At 76.9% G+C, this 18,639-nt stretch carries 14 protein-coding genes; 6 read left to right on the forward strand and 8 right to left on the reverse strand.

Annotated elements, in window-relative coordinates; all coding sequences use genetic code 11:
• Positions 1-60: 60 nt before the first annotated feature.
• A complete protein-coding gene (locus ACPCUX_RS05835) occupies positions 61-2,553 on the forward strand; it encodes an alpha/beta hydrolase-fold protein (protein WP_423388344.1) in 2,493 nt (830 codons plus the stop codon).
• 124 nt (positions 2,554-2,677) lie between these two features.
• Here ACPCUX_RS05835 and ACPCUX_RS05840 read toward each other — a convergent pair whose 3' ends face one another.
• Both ACPCUX_RS05840 and ACPCUX_RS05845 read right to left on the reverse strand, forming a co-directional pair.
• A complete protein-coding gene (locus ACPCUX_RS05840) occupies positions 2,678-3,328 on the reverse strand; it encodes a chitinase (protein ID WP_423388345.1) in 651 nt (216 codons plus the stop codon).
• Positions 3,329-3,564: 236 nt separating this feature from the next.
• On the reverse strand, positions 3,565-5,169 hold the full coding sequence (locus ACPCUX_RS05845) for an asparaginase (RefSeq protein WP_423388346.1): 1,605 nt from the start codon (positions 5,167-5,169) through the stop codon (positions 3,565-3,567).
• 200 nt (positions 5,170-5,369) lie between these two features.
• On the opposite strand from ACPCUX_RS05845, the gene ACPCUX_RS05850 reads away from it, so the two are divergent.
• The gene (locus ACPCUX_RS05850) at positions 5,370-6,809 is read left to right on the forward strand and encodes a pyridoxal phosphate-dependent decarboxylase family protein (RefSeq protein WP_423388347.1); all 1,440 of its coding nucleotides are present in this window, start codon (positions 5,370-5,372) and stop codon (positions 6,807-6,809) included.
• A 45-nt stretch (positions 6,810-6,854) separates the two neighbouring features.
• Here ACPCUX_RS05850 and ACPCUX_RS05855 read toward each other — a convergent pair whose 3' ends face one another.
• Together ACPCUX_RS05855 and ACPCUX_RS05860 are read right to left on the reverse strand one after the other, a co-directional pair.
• Positions 6,855-8,000: a ScyD/ScyE family protein gene (locus ACPCUX_RS05855; protein WP_423388348.1), complete on the reverse strand. Its 1,146-nt coding sequence runs from the start codon at positions 7,998-8,000 to the stop codon at positions 6,855-6,857.
• Between the two features lie 273 nt (positions 8,001-8,273).
• Positions 8,274-9,566: an endonuclease/exonuclease/phosphatase family protein gene (locus ACPCUX_RS05860; RefSeq protein ID WP_423388349.1), complete on the reverse strand. Its 1,293-nt coding sequence runs from the start codon at positions 9,564-9,566 to the stop codon at positions 8,274-8,276.
• A 156-nt stretch (positions 9,567-9,722) separates the two neighbouring features.
• Between ACPCUX_RS05860 and ACPCUX_RS05865 the strand changes: the two genes are divergently transcribed.
• Together ACPCUX_RS05865 and ACPCUX_RS05870 are read left to right on the forward strand one after the other, a co-directional pair.
• A complete protein-coding gene (locus tag ACPCUX_RS05865; protein WP_144679654.1) occupies positions 9,723-10,556 on the forward strand; it encodes a VOC family protein in 834 nt (277 codons plus the stop codon).
• Between the two features lie 46 nt (positions 10,557-10,602).
• Positions 10,603-11,970, forward strand: a complete 1,368-nt coding sequence (locus ACPCUX_RS05870) for a hypothetical protein (RefSeq protein WP_144679656.1) — start codon at positions 10,603-10,605, stop codon at positions 11,968-11,970.
• 98 nt (positions 11,971-12,068) lie between these two features.
• On the opposite strand, the gene ACPCUX_RS05875 is transcribed toward ACPCUX_RS05870, so the two are convergent.
• Both ACPCUX_RS05875 and ACPCUX_RS05880 read right to left on the reverse strand, forming a co-directional pair.
• On the reverse strand, positions 12,069-13,958 hold the full coding sequence (locus tag ACPCUX_RS05875; RefSeq protein WP_423388350.1) for a glycerophosphodiester phosphodiesterase family protein: 1,890 nt from the start codon (positions 13,956-13,958) through the stop codon (positions 12,069-12,071).
• A 135-nt stretch (positions 13,959-14,093) separates the two neighbouring features.
• On the reverse strand, positions 14,094-14,933 hold the full coding sequence (locus tag ACPCUX_RS05880) for a MerR family transcriptional regulator (protein WP_423388351.1): 840 nt from the start codon (positions 14,931-14,933) through the stop codon (positions 14,094-14,096).
• 43 nt (positions 14,934-14,976) lie between these two features.
• Between ACPCUX_RS05880 and ACPCUX_RS05885 the strand changes: the two genes are divergently transcribed.
• Positions 14,977-15,435: a DUF6194 family protein gene (locus ACPCUX_RS05885; protein ID WP_222123587.1), complete on the forward strand. Its 459-nt coding sequence runs from the start codon at positions 14,977-14,979 to the stop codon at positions 15,433-15,435.
• 141 nt (positions 15,436-15,576) lie between these two features.
• Here ACPCUX_RS05885 and ACPCUX_RS05890 read toward each other — a convergent pair whose 3' ends face one another.
• Together ACPCUX_RS05890 and ACPCUX_RS05895 are read right to left on the reverse strand one after the other, a co-directional pair.
• Positions 15,577-16,305, reverse strand: coding sequence for a histidine phosphatase family protein (locus ACPCUX_RS05890; RefSeq protein ID WP_423388352.1), 729 nt, complete (start codon positions 16,303-16,305; stop codon positions 15,577-15,579).
• 79 nt (positions 16,306-16,384) lie between these two features.
• A complete protein-coding gene (locus ACPCUX_RS05895; protein ID WP_423388353.1) occupies positions 16,385-17,617 on the reverse strand; it encodes a hypothetical protein in 1,233 nt (410 codons plus the stop codon).
• Positions 17,618-17,734: 117 nt separating this feature from the next.
• On the opposite strand from ACPCUX_RS05895, the gene ACPCUX_RS05900 reads away from it, so the two are divergent.
• A complete protein-coding gene (locus ACPCUX_RS05900; RefSeq protein ID WP_423388354.1) occupies positions 17,735-18,613 on the forward strand; it encodes an alpha/beta fold hydrolase in 879 nt (292 codons plus the stop codon).
• Positions 18,614-18,639 lie beyond the last annotated feature (26 nt).

The following is an 18,639-nucleotide window of genomic DNA, read 5'->3' on the forward strand; positions in this document are numbered from 1 at the left end:
GGACGAGGGAAGGGGGAGGGGGAGGGGGCAGTCATCACCGGATCTCGACGAGGAGACACCATGGACGCAGCACGACGGCCGCACCGGCGGCCCGGGAGGACGGCGGCGCTCGCCGCGCTGGCGGTGAGCGCGACGATCGGCGGGTCGGCGCTCGCGCTGCCCGCGACCGCCGCGGAGCAGGGCACGGTCGAGGCGGGGCGGGTGGCGGACTCCGCGGCCGGGCCGATCGACTACACGGTCTACCTGCCGCCCGGCTACGACGACGCCGCGCAGGAGTACCCGACGCTCTACCTGCTGCACGGCCGCGGCGACACGCAGGCCGCGTGGCAGCAGGTCACGGGCGACCTCGACGAGCTCATCGGGGCGGGCGAGATCCAGCCGATGGTCGTCGTCATGCCCGACGCGCCGTGGAACGACCGCGGCTCCTGGTACACGGACTCGCTGTACACCGGGGACACGACGGGCGCCGGCGCCGGCACGGCCGTCGAGACGGCGTTCACGCGTGACCTCGTCGAGCACGTCGACGCGACGTACCGCACGGTCGAGGACCGCGAGGCGCGCGCCGTGGGCGGCTACTCCATGGGCGGCGCGGGCGCGCTGCGGTTCACGCTCGCCCACCAGGACACGTTCTCCGCGGGCATCGTGCTGAGCCCCGCCGTCTACGTGCCGCAGCCGCCCGCGGACTCCTCGGCCCGCGACCACGGCGGCTATGGCGTCGGGACCGCGCCGTTCGACGCCGACCGGTACACGGAGCTGTCCTACCCGACGGCGCTCGCGGCGCTCGACCCGGCGCTCCCGGTGCACCTGTTCGTCGCCGTCGGCGACGACGAGTGGGCCAACCCCGACCCCGCCGAGGCCACGCACGACATCGACTTCGAGTCCGCGCGCCTCTACAACCAGGCGCGCCGCGTCCCGGGCGTGACGGCCGAGCTGCGCGTGCTCGACGGCGGCCACGACTGGGACGTCTGGCGGCCCGCGTTCCGCGAGGGGGTCGTCGACGTCTCGGCGCGCCTGCGCACCACGCCCGCCGCGCCGTGGGACGCCGAGCTCCTCGGCTCCGCGGCCGACGACCGCGCGGGCGGGGTCGCGGCCCTGCCCGACGGCGGGACCGCCGTCGCGCTGAACCTCGCCGGCGCGTGGGACGGGTACGAGCCCGCGGGCGGGCTCGACACGGTCGTCGTGCGGCGCGACGCCGACGGCGCCGAGGTCTGGCGGCACGCGGTCGCGACGGCCGCGGACGACCGCGCGTACGGCGTCGTGCCGGGCGCCGACGGCGGCGTGCTCGTCGCCGGGTACACCAAGGGCGACCTCGACGGCGCCCACGCGGGCACGACGCGCGACGACGGGTTCGTCGCGGCCGTCACCGCCGACGGCGAGCGCGCCTGGACGCTGCAGACCGGCGACCCCGCCGCGGCCGACCGTTTCTACGCCGTCGCGCCCGACGGCGCGGGCGGCGCCTACGTCGCCGGGTACACGAGCGGTGCCGTGGGCGACGCGCCGAGCGCCGGGGACAAGGACGCGCTGGTCGGGCGGGTCTCCGCGGCGGGCGAGCTGCTGTGGCTGCGCCAGGTGGGCGGGCCCGGCGAGGACAAGGCGCTCGCGGTCGCCGCCTCGCCCGACGGCGCGGTGTACGTGGGCGGGGTGTCGGGCGGCGGGATGCCCGGGGCCGAGCGTGCGGGCGCGAACGACGGCTGGGTCGCGCGCTACGGCGCGGACGGCGAGCAGGAGTGGCTGCGTGCCGTCGCGACGGGCGAGAACGACCAGGTCAACGGCCTCGTGGCGCGCTCGGACGGGTCGGTCGTCGCCGTCGGGCACACGCGCGGGGCGCTCGGCGAGGGCGGCAACCAGGGGGACAACGACGTCGTCGTGCGCGCCCTCGACGCCGCGGGAGAGGTCCTGTGGACGACGCAGGTCGGGACGTCCACCGACGACCGCGGCGTGACGGGAGTGCTCGGCGCCGACGACGCGGTGCTCGTCGTCGGCACGACGTACGGCGCGCTGGGCACGGCCGTCGGCGGGGTCGACGTCGTGACGTTCCCCGTCGCGGCCGACGGCACCCCGGGCGGGGCGACGCAGACCGGGTCGCGCGAGCGCGACGGCGCCGACGAGTGGGACGACGCGAACCTGTTCGCGGCCCCCGCACCCGCCGCGGACGGCCGCGACGGCGCGGCGCTGCTCACCGGGCTCACGTACGGCGCCCCCGCGGGCACGACGAACGCGGGCGCCGCCGACGTGTTCGTGGCCCGGACGCCGTGGGACGCCGTCGTGCCCGACGCCGGGGCCACCGGCCCGGCGCTCGACGTCACCGCCGAGGCGCGGTGCCTCGCGGGCAAGGCCTACGTCGCCGTGCGCGCGACGAGCACCGGGGACGCGCCCGTCGACGTCGAGCTCGCGACGCCGTACGGCACGCACGTCGTCGCGGACGTCGCCCCGGGCGCGTCGGCCTACCGGTCGTTCGCCGTCCGCGCCACGACCGTCCCCGCGGGCGAGGCGACCGCGACGGTGGACGGCCGCGCCGTCGTCGTCCCGTACGCCGCCCTCACCTGCCCCTGACCCTGACCCTTACGCTGCCGCCGCCGCCCCCCGCACGCAGCCGAGCACGGGGTCGGCGACCGTTTCTTCGGGATTTCGGTCGTTGACCCCGTGCTCGGCGGGCGGTGGTGTCGGGGAGGCGCGGTCAGCAGGTGAGGTGGTCGCCCGTGGTCGTGCCGACGATCTCCACGTAGTGCCGGAAGAGGCGGACGCGGTTGTTCATCTGGCGGGGGTTGCCGCCCTCGCACTCGAGCGGGCCGTTGATGGACCGGATGGTCTCGGCGAAGCCGTGCTCGCCGACGATCGCGTCGTGGCACGTCATCGAGGCCGTGCCGGGCTGGGTGTTCCAGTACCAGAGCGCGGTCTGCCACGCGACGGTCGGGTCCTGCTCGACGAGCCACGGGTCGGCGAGGAGGTCGATCCCCAGCGCCTCCCCGGCCGCTCGGTAGTTGAAGTTCCAGCTCAGCTGGAGCGGACCGCGGCCGTAGTAGGCGTCCTGCCCGGCGGGGCACCCGTACGGCTGCGCGGGGTCGCAGTAGTGCGCGTAGTTCGCGGTGCTGACCTCGACGACGTGCTCCAGCCCGTGCGTCTCGTGGCTCACCTGCGCGAGGAACGCCGCGGCTTCGCGCCGGGCCACGCGGTCGCCGCCCGACGTCGCGAACGCGGGGTACGCGACCGTCGCCGCGACGAGCCCGGCGTACGTGTAGAACGGGTTCCGCTCCGGGAACATCGCGTCGAACTGCTGCTCGGTCACCACGAACGTCGTCGGTGCGGTGGTGGTCGTCGGGTCGGTCACGGGGTCCCCCCTCGTCGGCGGCGGGCCGCGACGCCGCGGCCGCGCCCACCCTACGGGATTGGTGAGGAGACCTGCGTAACCGGGGAGTGCCTCGGGAAAGGCCGCCGGCCCTCGATCGACACATCCACGGAGACGCCCACGACGCCGCCGAGCACGGGGATGGCGACCGGATCGGCGCGGATCCGGTCGCCACCCCCGTGCTCGACGGGGTGGTGGGCGGGCCAGGGGTCAGGGTGTCAGCGGCAGGTCGTCTCCGGGTAGGCGGCGGTCGTCTCCGTCTGGACGGCCCGTCCGTCGACGTCCTTCGTCGCGACGAGCGTGATCTCGCCCGCGTCGAGCGTCTTGCCCTTCACGGCGAGCGTCTTCTCGGCCGACTCGCCGGCGGGGACCGCCGAGAACGTGTGCTCTCCCGCGGGGGTCTGCACGTGCACGTCGATCGGCACCGTGTCGTCGTTCGTCACGGCCGCCGTCAGCCAGAGCTGCTTGCCCGCGGCCTTGCACGACGGCGTCGCGGTGCCGGAGAAGCGGACCGTCGTCGAGCCCGGCTCGGCGCCGACCGTGGCCGCCGTCGCGGACTGGTCGAACGACGCGTTGCCGAAGGTCGTGAACCAGCCCTGGGCGGTCGCGAAGTCGTCGGTGAAGGCCCGCGACAGGAGCAGCAGGAGCCGCGCCTTGACGGCCGTGAGGTCGCCGCCCGCGATGATGCCGTTGCCGCCCCCGTACGACGACCCCGACCCGGTGCGCGTCGTCGAGACGAACCAGACGCCCTTGTCGCGGACGGCGGCGGTGCGGGCCTGGCTCATGGCGGACGAGATGCCCCCCGCACCCGTCCCCGCGGTGACGATGCCCTGGACGCCTGCGTTCGCGAACGCCGTCACGGCCTCGCCGCCGGCCTGCTGGTAGGACATGAGGATCTCGACGCGTGGGAGCGTCTTCGCGTCGACCTTCGCGAGGTCGAACGGCGTGAACCACTCCTCGGTGTCGCACGCGAGTACCCGCGCCGGGGCGCGGCCGAGCGTGACGTCGTCGCCGTCGATCCAGCCGAGCACGCCGTACTCGCGCGTCTGGAACGTGTCGGTGCGGTACGAGTTCGACTTCGTGACCTCGCGGGCCGCCTGGATCTCGTCGTTGAGCATGAGCACCGTGCCGAAGCAGAACGTCTGCTGGGACGCGGCGACCTTGATCGCGTTGTAGAGGTTCGCGGGCGCGTCCGTGCCGAACACGAGGCTCGAGTCCGGCCCGGCGCCCGACCCCCACGGGCGCATCGAGCCGGACGTGACGACGGGCTTGCGCGACCGCACGGTGAGGTCGAGCCAGTACGCGAACTCCTCCTGCGTGTCCGTGCCGGTCGTGACGACGACGGCGTCCGCCGTCTCGAGCTGCTTCTCCACCTCGAGCGTGAGCGCGTGGAACTGCTCCATCGAGTAGCCGGACGAGCCGGCGTTGCCGAACTGGACGGCGGTGACGTCGGCGACCGCGTCGAGCTCGGGCCGCAGCGTGTTCAGCATGTCCTCCATGCGGTACGTGCCGGCGCGGTAGCTCGTGAACGTGTCGCGGCCGGTCGCCTTGCCGGCCATCGTGCCGCCGGTCGCGACGACGACGACCTTCGGCTTCTCCGCCGCGGCGGTCGCCGTCGCGGTCGCGTACTGCGCGGACGTGATGCCGAGCGGGTTGGCGGGCGCGGTCCCGGCCGCGAGCACCGGTGCCGCGGCACCCTCGGCGCGCGCGGCGGCGGCCGACGCCCGGGAGTCGGCGACGGTGTACGCGACCGTCGCGGCGAGGGCGGCGCACGCGAGCACGAGCGCGACGACGGCCGCGACGGCGCGGCCGGACAGGGTCAAGGTGAACGTTCTCAACAGGGGGCCTTCCGTCGGGGGGAACATCTGGCCCGCCCGACGCTAGGGACCGTGTGTTGCCTGGGGATTGCCTGGGCGTAAGAAGTACGGACGTGCCGGTTACCGCCGGAGCGGTTGACCCGCGCTGCCCGCGGGTCCAGCCTGGCGGGAGGGCCGGCGTCGGTCCGGCCCGGTCAGGAGCGGTCATGGACGATCGCGACGCCGCCCTCCTGCGGGCGCACGAGCACGCCGCCGCGTGGCTCGACTCCCTCGCGACGCGCCCGGTCCCGCCCCGGGCGGGCGTCGCCGACGTCGTCGCCGCGCTCGGCACGGACCTGCCGGACGGTCCCAGCCCGGCGGCCGACGTCGTCGACCTGCTCGCCACGGCGTGCGGGCCGGGCCTCACCGCGATGCCGTCGGGCCGCTTCTACGGCATGGTCATCGGCGGCAGCCACCCGGCGGCGCTCGCGGCCGACTGGCTCACGAGCGCGTGGGACCAGAACTCCGCGCTGCGCACGGTCACCCCGGCCCACACGGCCGTCGAGGACGTGACGAGCGCGTGGCTGCTCGAGCTGCTGGGCCTGCCCGCGTCGGGCGCGGTCGGGTTCGTCACCGGCGCCACGACCGCGAACTTCACGGCGCTCGCCGCCGCGCGCGGCGAGGTGCTGCGCCGCGCGGGGTGGGACGTGCGGCGCGACGGCCTCACGGGTGCGCCGCGCGTGCGCGTGCTCGTCGGTGCCGAGCGGCACGAGTCCGTCGACCTCGCGCTGTCGTACCTCGGGCTCGGGGCGCCCGAGGTCGTCGCCGCGGACGACCAGGGCCGGGTCTCGGTCGCCGCGCTCGAGGAGGCGCTGGCCGACCCGGCCTCTCCCTCGCGGGACCAGACCTCTACCTCGCGGGACCAGACCTCTACCTCGGGGGACCGGGGCTCTGCCCCGGCGCCCACGATCGTGGTGCTGCAGGCGGGCAACGTGCACTCCGGGGCGTTCGACCCGTTCGGCCCGGCGGTCGAGGTCGCGCACCGGCACGGCGCGTGGGTGCACGTCGACGGCGCGTTCGGGCTCTTCGCCGCCGCGTCGCCGACGTACCGCCACCTCGTCGCGGGGTACGAGGGCGCGGACTCGTGGGCGACCGATGCGCACAAGACGCTCAACGTCCCGTACGACTGCGGGCTCGCGATCGTCGCGGACCCGGCGCCGCTGCGCGCCGCGATGGGCATGCACGGCGACTACCTCATCCAGAGCGAGGCGGGCGACCCGCTCGACAAGGTGCCCGAGCTCTCGCGGCGCGGTCGCGCGTTCCCCGTCTGGGCGGTGCTGCGGGCGCTCGGCCGCTCGGGCGTCGCCGACCTCGTGGACGGGTTCTGCCGCCACGCGGCGACGTTCGCCGACGCGGTGCGCGCGCTCGAGGGCGAGGTGCTGCACGACGTCGTGTTCACCCAGGTGTGCGCGGCGTTCGGCGACGACGCGCGCACGCAGGACGTCGTGCGGCGCGTGCTCGACGACGGGACCGCGTGGATGTCCGGCTCGCGCTGGCACGACCGCGCCGTGCTCCGCGTCTCCGTGAGCTCCTGGGCGACGACGGACGCCGACGTCGCGGTGAGCGTCGACGCGCTCGGCCGGGCGGTCGCCGCGGCCCGCGCCTGACGACCGGCCCCGGGCGTCGGTGCGACGCCCGGGGTCGGTGGTGCGTCAGCGCCCGCCGTGCCGGCCGAGGTCGATGCGCACGAGGTGCCCGTCGGGCGGCGTCGTCTCGTCCGCCGGGAGGGCGTTCGTCGTCGCGAGCAGGCCCTTGCCGTCCCACTCGAGGCCCGCGGGGAGCGGGACCTCGACGAGGGTGCTCGGCCCGCGCTTGCCGACCTGCGAGACCTTCCCGCCGAAGAGCTCGGCGACGTAGACCGTGCCGTCGCCGGACACGGCGAGGTTGGTCGCGCCGAGGAACCCGGTGGCGAGCCGGCGCACCGCGCCGCGCCAGGGATCGACCGTGTACACCGCGCCGCGCGCGCCGAGGCTCGCGTCCTCGGGCCCGCCGGGGAGCGTCGTCACGTAGAGCACGCCGCGCGGGCCCACCTCGACGTCCGTCGGGACGGGCTCGAACCAGTACGTCTGCCCGACGACGCACGCGGGCCACCCGAGGCCCGCCGCCGCCTCGGCGGTGACGACCGCGGGCTGCGCGGGCAGCACGGCCACCGTCCGGACCCTGCCGCGGTCGCTCACCGACAGGATCGCGTTCGCGCCCGCGTCGGCGACGTACGTGGTGCCGCGGGACGACGTCGTCGCGTACGGGTGGGAGTCCGCGATCCCCGTGTACCGGGGCGGGACGGGTGACGCGGGGACCTGGGCGACGCACGCCGGGTCGGTGTCGCGCAGGCCGTAGGTCACGCCGCCGTCGGGGTTGTTCGCCCGCTCGTACGCGAACGTGTCCGCGAGCACGACGGGCGCGCCCGTCGGGTTGCCCCGCCGGTCGGTCCGCAGCGTCGACACCTCCGACGCGACCGGACCCTCCTCGCCGAGCTGCGTCTCGGTGAAGGTGATCCGACGGCCGTCGTAGGAGACGCCGCCCACCTCGCCGCCGTCGGGCGACGCGTAGAGGACGGTCGGGGTGCCGTCGCGGCCGACGGCCGTGAGCAGCCCGGGGAAGTTCTGGGTGACGTAGGTGGTGCCGCGCGGCCCGACCGCGAGGCTGAGCGGCGTGACGAGGCCGGTCGCGACGTCGGTCACGGTCGGTGGGCGCGGCGAGGGCTTGCCGCCGTGCGCGACGGCGGGCCCCGCGACGAGCACGAGGGCGGCGGTCGCGGCGGCGACGGCGGCGGGCAGGGCGGTGCGGAGTCTTCTCATGGGTGCTCCTGGTCCGGCGGTCCCGCGGGGGCGAGGGGAGCCGGCGCGCGCTGCTGTCGGCGCGGGCGTCGCCCCGGGGACGAGGGTGAGGTGGTCGTCGGGCCGGACGACGTGGCGCGCCGGGGGCGTGCCGTGCGACCGGCGAGGCGCCGGCCGGGAGTCTGCTGTGCGTCGGCGGTGAGCACAGATCTCCGAGTGTGCACCCGCGGGCGGCGCCGGTCCACCATCGTCGCCCCGGGCGACGAGCACCCGGGGCGACGTCGGACCGGGGGGTCAGCCGCGGACGGCCAGGTCCACCCAGACGAGCCGGTGGTCGCTGCTCGGGAACGGGAAGACGCCGGTGAGCCGCGAGAGCGGGTCGGCCTGGACGGGCCAGAACACGCCCGCGTCGCGGACCCGCAGGTCGCGCGACGGCAGCACGTAGTCCGCGCGCAGGTTCCCGGGCGCGGTGTCGGCGAAGTCGGCGGTGTCGAGCGCCGGGTCGCCCCGGTGGTTCGCGTTCGCCCCGCCCTGGAGCGTGGCGGCCTCGACCGCGCCGGCGGACCGGGGCGCCGGGTCCTGGACGCGTCGGTGGTCGAGGAGCTGGTCGATCGCGGCGTCCACGGAGTCGCCGTCGAGCGGGTCGGCGTTCTGGTCGCCCAGGACGACGAAGCTCGCGCCCGGGCGCAGCCCGCCGCGCCGGCCCGCGTCGTCGTACACGTAGCGGGACGTCTTGCCGGGGGTCACGTAGTCCGCCCAGAACCGGATCTCGTCGTGGTTGCGGCGGCCGTTGCGGTCCTCGGGGCCGTCGAACGTGGGCGGGGTCGGGTGCGACGCGAGCACGTGGACGGTCTGCCGCCCCACGCGGACCGGGACGTCCCAGTGCGACTTGCTCGACAGCCGCACGACGTCGAGCTCCTCGGGCGTGAACCAGTCGGCGGGCGCGGGCGTCGCGGGGTCGTCCGGGAGGAGCGCTCCCGGCATGTCCTTCCACAGGAAGTGCTGGAACGTGCGGACGCCGCGCGTGTCGATCGGGTACCGCGAGAGCACGACCATGCCGTACTGCCCCTCGAACGCACCGAAGCCGAACGCGTCGTCCCCGCCGCCGACCACGCCGTCGTCGTTCAGGTCGAACCCGCTGGGCACGCCGGTGTTCGACGGCGCGACGTACGCGTAGCGGTACTCGATCGGCTCGGCGCCGCCCTGCGGGACCTCGAGGTAGTGGTCGCGGAACAGGTCGACGGCGCGCCCGCCGGGCACGAAGTCGAACTCGTTGAGCAGCACGACGTCGGGCCGTGTGCGCTGGAGCACCTCGGCGATCGTCGCGGCCTGCGGGTCGTCGGGGGTCGAGAGGTCGGCCTCGAGCTCGCCCGCGGCGGCGCGGTTGAGGCTCGCGTTGTACGTCGCGACGCGGAGCGTCCCGCGGTCGTGGCCGTGGCGGTCGCCGTGCGCGGCGGCGGGCGCGGCGACGGCGCCGGCGCCCGCGACGGCGAGGGCCGCGGCGGCCGCGAGGGCGGGGACGAGCGCGGTGCGTGCTGCGCGCGGCCGGGTGCGGCGCGGGGTCGGGGTGGACGGTCTCGTGGACACGGTGGCTCCTCGTCGTCGGGGACGGTGGTCGTCGAGAGGTTCCCCGCCACCGTACGCACGGGTGCGCACGCCCGGAAGGTCGGGAAGGTGTCGCGCGGGCGAACACCCGGCGCCGGGCCGGGGTGACGATGTGGGTGTCCGGTGGGACCGTGAGACATGGACACCTCGCCGTCCCGACCCGTCCGCACCTACCCGCACGGCGTGCCCTGCTGGGTGGACACCGAGCAGCCCGACGTCGACGCCGCCCTCGCGTTCTACGGCGCCCTCTTCGGGTGGGAGTTCGAGGACCGGCTCCCGCCCGGCGCGGGGGAGCGGTACGTCGTCGCCTCGCTCGGCGGGCAGGACGTCGCGGCCGTCGCGACGGGCCGCGGCGAGCCCGGGTGGATCACGTACGTCGCGGTCGACGACGTGGACGCCTCCGCGCGCGGCGTCCCGGACCTCGGGGGCGAGGTCCTCGACGGCCCGACGACGGTCGGCCCGCCGGGGCGCATGGCGACCGTCCGCGACCCCCAGGGCGCGACGTTCCGGCTGTGGGAGCCCGGCGCGCGGCTGGGCGCGCAGCGCGTCAACGAGCCGGGCACGTGGAACTTCAGCGTGCTGCGCACGCCCGACGTCGCGCGGGCCCTGCACTTCTACGGCCCGCTGCTCGGCTGGGAGGTGAGCCCGGACCTCGGGGCGGGGATGGCGCGCGTCGAGGGCTACGGCGACCACCTCGCGCGGACCGTCAACCCGGAGATCGACGCGAACCAGGCGGGCGCGCCGCCCGGCTTCCGGGACGTCGTGGCGGGCGTCCTGGAGGAGCCCGGACCCGCACGCCACACGGTGACGTTCGCCGTCGCGGACCGGGACGCCGCGGCCGCGGCGGCCGAGCGGGCCGGTGCGGTGGTGCTGTCCTCGGCCGACACGGGGTGGACGCGCGAGGCGGAGGTCCGCGACCCGCAGGGCGCGGTGCTCACGCTCTCGCAGTTCACGCCGCCCGAGGGCTTCTGACGGGACGGTACCCGCCGGGTCGCGGCGGGTGCGGCATCATGACGCCGTGAACGTCGTGACGCGCAGCCCGCACGCCCAGGTCGTCGACCGTCTCCGCGCCGCGGACCTCGAGTACGGGCGCGTCGGCCCGACGGACGAGCGCGGCTGGACCTTCGCCGAGGTCGACACCGAGGACGGCACGTGCGCCGACGAGGCGGACGTCCCCGCGTCGGTCGCCGAGTCCCTCGCGCGGGTCGACGCGCTCGTGCCGGCGCCGTGGGTCGTGCAGCTCGACGCGGGCTCGGACCTGCTGCCCGAGGGCGTGAGCGCGATCCTCGCCGCCCGCCCGGACGCCGTCGCGCCGCCGGTCGTCGTCACGTGGGCCCCCGCACAGCCCGGCTCGAGCACCGACCACACGATGCGCCTCGACGGCGACCCGGGCGCCGTGCTCGCGGCCGTCGGCGCGCTCGTCGGGCTGCGGGACGCGACGACGGCCGCGGACCGGCTGCGCGCGCTCGAGCACCCCGACGACCTCCTCGAGGCGTTCGCGGCGGTCGCGGACCTGCCCGCGACGGACTCGGCGGCGCCCGACGCCGTCGTGCAGCTCGTCCGCGCCGACGCCGCGTTCGTCCGCGCCGCCGTGCGCCGGGCGGGCACCGCGTGGGTGCGCGCGACCGACGAGCGCACCGTCGTCTGGACCGCCGCACGCCCCGAGGCGCCGAGGTTCGGTGCGTCGGACGACGAGGCGCAGGAGGCGTTCCGCTCCGCCCTCTCGGGCGAGCTCCGCGCACGGTCCACGATCGAGCGCGGCCTGCGCGCCGGGGAGGTCGTCGTCAGCCTGGAGCGGACCGGCGGCGGCGTCGCCTGGACGCTCAGCACGCCGGGGCGCCCGTGGGTCTTCGGAAGCTGGAACGACACCTGGACGGACCTCTCGACGTCCGGTCCCGAGGGCGCGTACGAGGCCCTGGTCGAGGCGTTCGGCGCCCCGCGCGACCCGGGCCGGCTGCGCGCCCTGCTCGCCGCGTCGACCTGGCCCGGCGACCCGGTCGCCGACCTCGCCTACCTCCTCGGGCTGCCCGCCGCGCTCGTCGAGGCCGTCGAGGACCCGGCGCGGTTCCGGCACGGCGCCGAGCGCGTCCAGCCCCTCGGCCCGACGGCGCCGCTCACCGCGACCGAGAAGGCGGCCCTCGTCGCCCGCGCGCCCCGGCGCGGTGCGGGGAGCGCGGCGTGGGACGTCGTCCTGCTGGTGCTGGGCCTCGCGCTGCTCGGCCTGGGGGCGGCGATCCTCGCGACGGACGGTGCCGTCGTCGGGTCGGACGGGCCGCCCGCGTGGGACGTCGTCCCGTGGGTCGCGGGCGGCGCCCTCGTCCTCACCGGCTGGGCGCGGGCCGGGTCCGCCCGCGGGGAGCGGCGGCGCTTCCTCGCCGACGCGTGAGCGCCCGTCCCCGGTCGGCTCCGACCGGGGACGGGCGACGTACCGGGCCGCTGCGCGCAGCGGCCCGGTCGATGTCAGGGCCCCGTCAGGCTGCCCGGTCAGCGGCCGTCGAGGTGGTCGACCTCCTCGAGCAGGCGCTCGCGCGTGGCCGTGTCGCGCACGAACTTCTCCACGACCTTCCGCACCGACGCCCACCGCCCGGCCTCGGCCGCGTCGAGCGCCTTCGTCAGCTGGCCGGGCGGGAGGTCGAGCGCCGCGAGGCGCGAGCGCAGGCCCTCCGGCGTGACGGTCACGACGACGGTCGCCTCCGCGGTCGCCTCGCCGCCCGCGCCCCGCGCGGTCGCGGTCACCGTGTGCTCGCCGAGCGCGAGGTCCGCGGCCGGGACGACCGCCCCGTTGTCCACGGGCTCGCCGTCGAGCGTCACGACCACCTCGTCCGCGTCCGTCGTGCTCGCCGCGACGACGAGCGTGCCGCCCCGCTCGACCTCGGTGCCCTCCGCGGGGCTGACGATCGTGACCGTCGGCGCGCCGGGCGCGGGCGCCTCCTGCTCGCGCGCCTGCTTCCACCCGACGAACGCCCCCGCGCGGTCGGTGATGATGCCGTCGACCCCGATCTCGGTGAGGCGCGCCCAGTCGGCGGCGGAGTTCACCGTGTACGGCATGACGGCGACGCCCGCCGCGTTGAGGTCGGCGACGACGCCCGGACGCGCGAGCAGCGCGCTCGCCGACGGGTTGTACATGACCGCGCCGAGGTCCTGCGCCACGGCGACGGGGTCGGCGTCGAGCGCGCCGCGGAGCAGCCCGCGCGGGATCTGCGGGGCGTGCTCGCGCGCGGCGCGCAGGGCGTCGACGTCGAACGACTGGAGCACCACGCGGTCCTCGAGCCCGGCCTCGACGACCATGTCGACGACGCGCTCGACCTCCGCGGACGTCTCGGGCCCCTTGATCTCCAGGAGCAGGGTCGACGACCCGGTCTCCAGCAGGTCGAGCAGCTCCGCGAACGACGGCAGCCGCTGCCCGGCGAACGCGGGCGAGAACCAGGACCCGGCGTCGAGCGCGGTGACCTGCTCGCCCGCCAGGACGGCGACGTCGCCCGTGCCGTCGGTCGTGCGGTCGACCGTCTGGTCGTGCAGCACGACGGGGACGCCGTCGGCCGTGGTGTGCACGTCGACCTCGACGTACTCCGCCCCCGTGCGCATCCCGGCCGCGACGGCGGCGAGCGTGTTCTCGGGAGCCACCGAGGAGTAGCCGCGGTGCGCGACGGTGACGGGCAGCTCGCCGTCGCCGCCGACGTACGACGCGGGCTCGATCTCCGTGACGGTCACGTCGTCGACGCTCACGGTCGCCCCGGCGGTGACGAAGCCGAGCGCGCCGTCGCGTGACCGGTCGATCCGCCCCTCCAGCACGGTCCGCCCGTCGAGCGCGTACGTGACGGCCGCGCCCTGCACCTCGACGGACAGGTGCACGTCGCGCCCGGTCGCGGCGTCGGTCGGCGCCGAGCCGGTGTACGGGACGTTCCAGGCGTCCGCGGCGGTGCGCTGGGCGATCTCGACACCGTTGGGCGCCGTCGTCGTGCTGCGCAGGACCGCCTGCCACCACGGGGTCGTGCCGTCGGGCGCGACGTCGAGGATCGCGCCCGCCCAGCGCGACGCGTTGTCCACGCTCTCGAACCGGAGCGTCGCGTCGAGCCGGTAGTTCTCCGCGGAGCGGCCGAACACGATCCGCGCGGGCGACGACCCGTCGGGTGCGTCGCCGACGAGTCGGCCGTCGCGCACCTGCCAGTCGCCGAGCACGGCCGTCCAGCCCTCGGGGAGGTCGTCGCCGTCGAACGACTCGGCGAGCAGCACGTCGCCGGGTGCGGCGGCGGCCGGGGCCGCGAACGGCACGGTCGCGGTCGTGGCCGTGGCGGCGACGAGGGTCGTCGCGAGCAGGGTCCCCGCCAGTGCGGCGGCGGTGCCGCGCACGGCGCGGCGTCGGGTGGTCGTCATCGGGTCCTCCGAGCGTCGGGTCGGTTGCGCCGGCGACCCTAGGAACGCGGCGTTGCGCTCCGGTGGACGCCGGGCGACGCCCCGGGGACGGTCAGGTGTCGGGACGCCGCCGCCCCCTCGGCATCCCCCCGAGCCTCACCCGGGCGGCTCCGTCGCGCCCGTCAGGAGCCGTGCGACGTCGGACCCTGCGGCGAGCAGCGCGACGGTGCGGCGCGCGATCGCGTCGAGCCGGGCGTCGAGGGCCGCGAGGGTCGGGGCGACGTCGTCGAGCCGGCGCAGCGCCGCGATCGTCTCGCGGACCGCCGGGACCGGGTAGCCGGCCGACCGCAGCGCCGCGGTGATGCGCGCCTCCCGGACGGCGGCGGGCGGGTAGGCGCGCGCGCCGTGGGTCCCGGCGCGCGTCGCGACGCGCTCGGGGGCGACGAGCCCCTCGCGCTCCCAGTGGCGCAGCGTCGAGGCTCGCACGCCGAGCGCCGCGGCGAGCCCGGTGATGGTGAGGACGTCGTCCTCGTCGCCGTCCGCGCCCGCGGGCACGTTCGCGGACGGGCCGCCCTCGTCGGGTCCGGTCTCGCCGGGTCCGGTCTCGCCGGTGGGCCCGCCCTCCGCGCGGATCGCGAGCAGAGCGCGGCGGGCGACGAGCGCCTCGTCCCGCTCACGCGCGAGCGTCACGTGCAGCGCCCCCACGCGCGCTGCGGCGTCGGGCAGGGGGAGCGTGCGGACCTCGCGCAGCACCGCGCGCGCGACGACCGGGCCGACCGCCGTCGCCAGCCCCCGGTACGCACGCAGCGCCAGCACGTGCTCGTCGCCGAACGTGCGGTAGCCGTTCGGCGACCGGCCCGCGGGCGGCAGGACGCCGAGCGCCTCGAGGTCGCGCACCTGCTGGACGGACCAGCCGGTCGCGCGCGCGACGTCGGACGTGCGCAGCACCCGGGGCGTGTCGGGACCGCCGCCCGACCCCCGCGCTCGTGCACCCACGTCGCCCAACCCTCCGGAAGCACGTCAACCTCACACTGGAACCATGAGTATGGAGCAGATCCTCGCCACGGTCCGGTCGCTCGACGGCGCCCTCGTGCTCTCCCCGGGGCCGGGCAGCGCGTTCCCCGAGCTCGCGTGGGGCGACCACTTCTTCTACCACGCCCCCGACGGCGTCGTCCCGCCCGGGCAGCCGTACGGCACCGTCGTCACGAAGGACTACCCCGACGACACCGCGTCGCGCCTCGGCGTGGAAGGACGCTGGAGGGTCAACGTGCACGTCGGGCGCGCCCGGTTCCGCACGCTCCTCGGCGCCGACCCGCGCGACGGCGCGGCGTCGGAGGTGGCGGAGACCGACGTCGTCGTGCCGCACCCGGTCTACGGCGCGCTCGGCTGGGTGGCGGTCGTGGTGCCGGGCGAGCGCACGACCGCGCTCGTCCTCGACCTGCTGCGCGCGGCCCACGACGACGCCCGCGCCCGCACCGCCCGCCGCACCACCCGGTAGCGGAGACCTCCGGCGGCCCGCCGTCGACGACGGGGTTGATCCCCGCCGAGCACGGGGTTGGCGGCGTCCTTCGCCGGCAGAGCGACCACAACCCCGTGTTCGGCGGAGGTCTCTGCCGTGGGGGATCGGGCCGGGTGGCGGTCAGGCGGGGAGCGGGGTGCTCGGGCGAGCGGGGATGGGGGCGGGGCGGGCGGCGACGTGGCCGTGGCCGGCGACGTCGACCCCGACCGCGAGGAGGCGGGGGACGCCGTCGGTCACCTCGACGGTCGAGACGGACGCGTTGGGCAGCGCGACGAGGCCGGTGGGGGCGAGCGTCGCGAGCCACGCGCCGAGGGTGAGGCCGTGCCCGACGACGAGCACGTGCCGGTCCCGCGTCGCGCCCGGGCGGGACGCGTCGTCGTGCGCGGCGACGACGCGCGTGAACACCGCGCGCACGCGCGCCATGAAGTCCCGGCCCGGCTCGCCGCCGCCGACGCCCGGGTGGGTGCCCGCGAGCATGCGGGGCACGAGCTCGGCCCACGGCTCGACGGCGTCGAGCTGCGACTCCGGCCGTCGCTCGTAGGAGCCGAACGACAGCTCGCGCAGGTCGGGGTCGACCGTGAGCGGGAGGTCGGGGTGGTGCCGCAGGATCTCCATCGCCGTGAGGACCGCGCGGCCCTGCGGCGAGGAGTACGCGGCCGCGAAGTCGTGCCGCGCGAGGTGCTGCGCCGTGACGCGCACGCCCGCGCGTCCCGTGCGGGTGAGGGGGGAGTCGCACGCCCCCTGCAGGTGGCGTCGTGCGTTGAGGTAGGTCTGCCCGTGGCGTACGAGCGTGATCGTCAGGGTCATCGTCGCTGTGCCCTCTCCGGTGCGGCCCGGTCTGCTGGTCACGGCCGACGCTAGGGGAGCGGGGTGTCGGGACGACGACCGCCGGGTGACGCCGGGGTGGCGGGTGCCGGAACGCCGTCCCTCAGGAGCGCGCGGTGACCTCGTCGCGGTGCCGGGCGTCGTCGGGCCCGGGAGCGTCGTCGGCGTCGCGCGGACCCGTCTGCTCGGCGTCGGGCGCCCCCGCCTCCTCGGCGGCGCGGGCCTCCGGCTGCTCGGGCACGCGCTCCGCGGGCTGCTCGGGAGCGACGGGCGCGGGCCACGGCTCGTCGGCGACGGCCGACCCCGCGTGCGGTCGCGCGCCCGCGTGCCGGTGCACGACCACCGCGAGCGGCGCCACGAGCACCCCGCACACCATCCCCCAGGAGAGGCCCGCCTCGAGCACGGGGAGGGTGCGGCCGGCGTCGGGCAGCACGCCGCCCGCGGCGAGCGTGGAGGCGACGACGGGCACCGCCGCGGCGAGGGCCGCACCTCCGGCGCACGCGAGCCACACCCCGAGCAGCAGCGCCGCGCGGCCCTCGACCGGCGGCAGGCGTCGCGCGGCGAGCGCCGTGAGCAGCCCGACCGCGAGCCCGACGCCGACGGGCAGCAGCAGGTGCACGGGGTCGGCGAGGAGCGCCGCGCGGTCGACGGCGATCCGGGCGGAGGGCAGCAGCACGACGTCGCGCGCCACGCCCCACGGCGACTGCGGGTCCGCGGCGCCGGGGAGCGTCGTGCGCCCGACGCCCGCGGCCGCCCACAGCACGCCCGTCGCCGTGCCCGCGGCGAGCGCGGCGGGCCACGCTCGCACGCGCGTCGGCGTCCGGGTGTGCCGGGTGCCGGCGGGGTCGTCGTGGCGGTCGGTGAGGGCGCGCGCGACGGCGACCGTCACGGCCACGAGCGGGCCGTTGACGAACCCCCACCAGCCGCCGAGCGCGGTCGCGACGAACCGGGTGATCGTGTCCGCGCGCCAGGCGAGCGTGACGCCCGCGAACCAGGCCGCCGTCGCGGCGAGCGCGGACGCGAGCACGGCCGCGCCCCACACGGCGAGGAACGCGGCCCAGCGGCCCTCGCCCGCGGGCAGGCGCCGCAGCACGAGGTGCGTGCCGAGCGCGACGAGCCCGCCCGCGAGGGCGGCCGTGAGCACGGTGCTGCCCGACACCTGCTGACCGCCCGTGACGACGCCGGTCGGGTGGGGCAGCAGCGTCCGGACGAGCCCGGCGGGCAGGGCGTGCGCCGCCCCGGCGAGCCAGTCCGCGACCCGCCCGGTGACGACCCAGAGCACCGCGGTGAGCGTCCCCGCGGCGACGACGGCGGGCACGGTCCTCGATGACGGCATCCTGCGAGGGTAGTGGCAACGCGGGGCCGCGCGGACCGCTCAGTTCCGGCGACGGGCGCCGTCTCTACGCACGGGACCTGCCGCGACGCGCGGCGGGACGACGACACGGAGGACGTCATGAGCGAGACCACGACCCGCACCATGAGCCGCACCCTGGACGTGCCGGGAGCCGTCCTGGCCTACGACGTCCGGACCCCCGCGGCGCCGGGCGACCTGCCGCCGCTCGTCGTCATGGGCTCGCCCATGGCGGCGTCGGGGTTCGGGCAGCTCGTGGACCTGATCGACGACCGGGTGGTCGTCACGTACGACCCGCGCGGCACGGAGCGCAGCACGCTCGCCGCCGACGGCGAGGTGTCGGTCGAGCGGCACGCGGACGACCTGCACGAGGTCGTGGCCGCCCTCGGGCTGGGGCCGGTGGACGTGTTCGGGTCGAGCGGGGGCGGCGTCGTCGGGCTCTCGTGGATCGAGCGGCACCCGGAGGACGTGCGGACGTTCGTCGCGCACGAGCCGCCCATCACGCCGCTGCTGGAGGACACCGAGACCGCGACGGCGGTGCAGGCGGACATCGTGGAGACGTACCGCCGCGAGGGCTTCGGGCCTGCGATGGCGAAGTTCGTCGCGCTCGTCAGCCACGTGGGGCCGCTGCCCGCGGACTACCTCGACCGCCCGGCGCCCGACCCGGCGATGTTCGGCTTCCCGACGGAGGACGACGGGTCGCGCGACGACCTGCTCCTCGGCCGGAACCTGGCCACCATGCCGTCGTGGGCGCCCGACGGCGACGCCCTGCGCGCGGCGACGACCCGCATCGTCCCGGCCGTGAGCGCCGCCGGGGAGGGCACGCTCGCGTGGCGGGGCGGCGCGGCCCTCGCCGCCCTCCTGGGCGTCGAGCCGGTGACGTTCCCGGGCGACCACGGCGGCTTCATGGTCAACGAGTGGTCGCCCGCGAACGACCCGGCCGCGTTCGCGACGACCCTGCGCGAGGCGCTCGCGGGCTGACGGCGCGTCCCGGACGCGCCCCCGCG

Source organism: Cellulosimicrobium sp. AB352, assembly GCF_049538415.1.
In the GTDB taxonomy this organism is placed as follows: Bacteria; Actinomycetota; Actinomycetes; order Actinomycetales; family Cellulomonadaceae; genus Cellulosimicrobium; species Cellulosimicrobium funkei.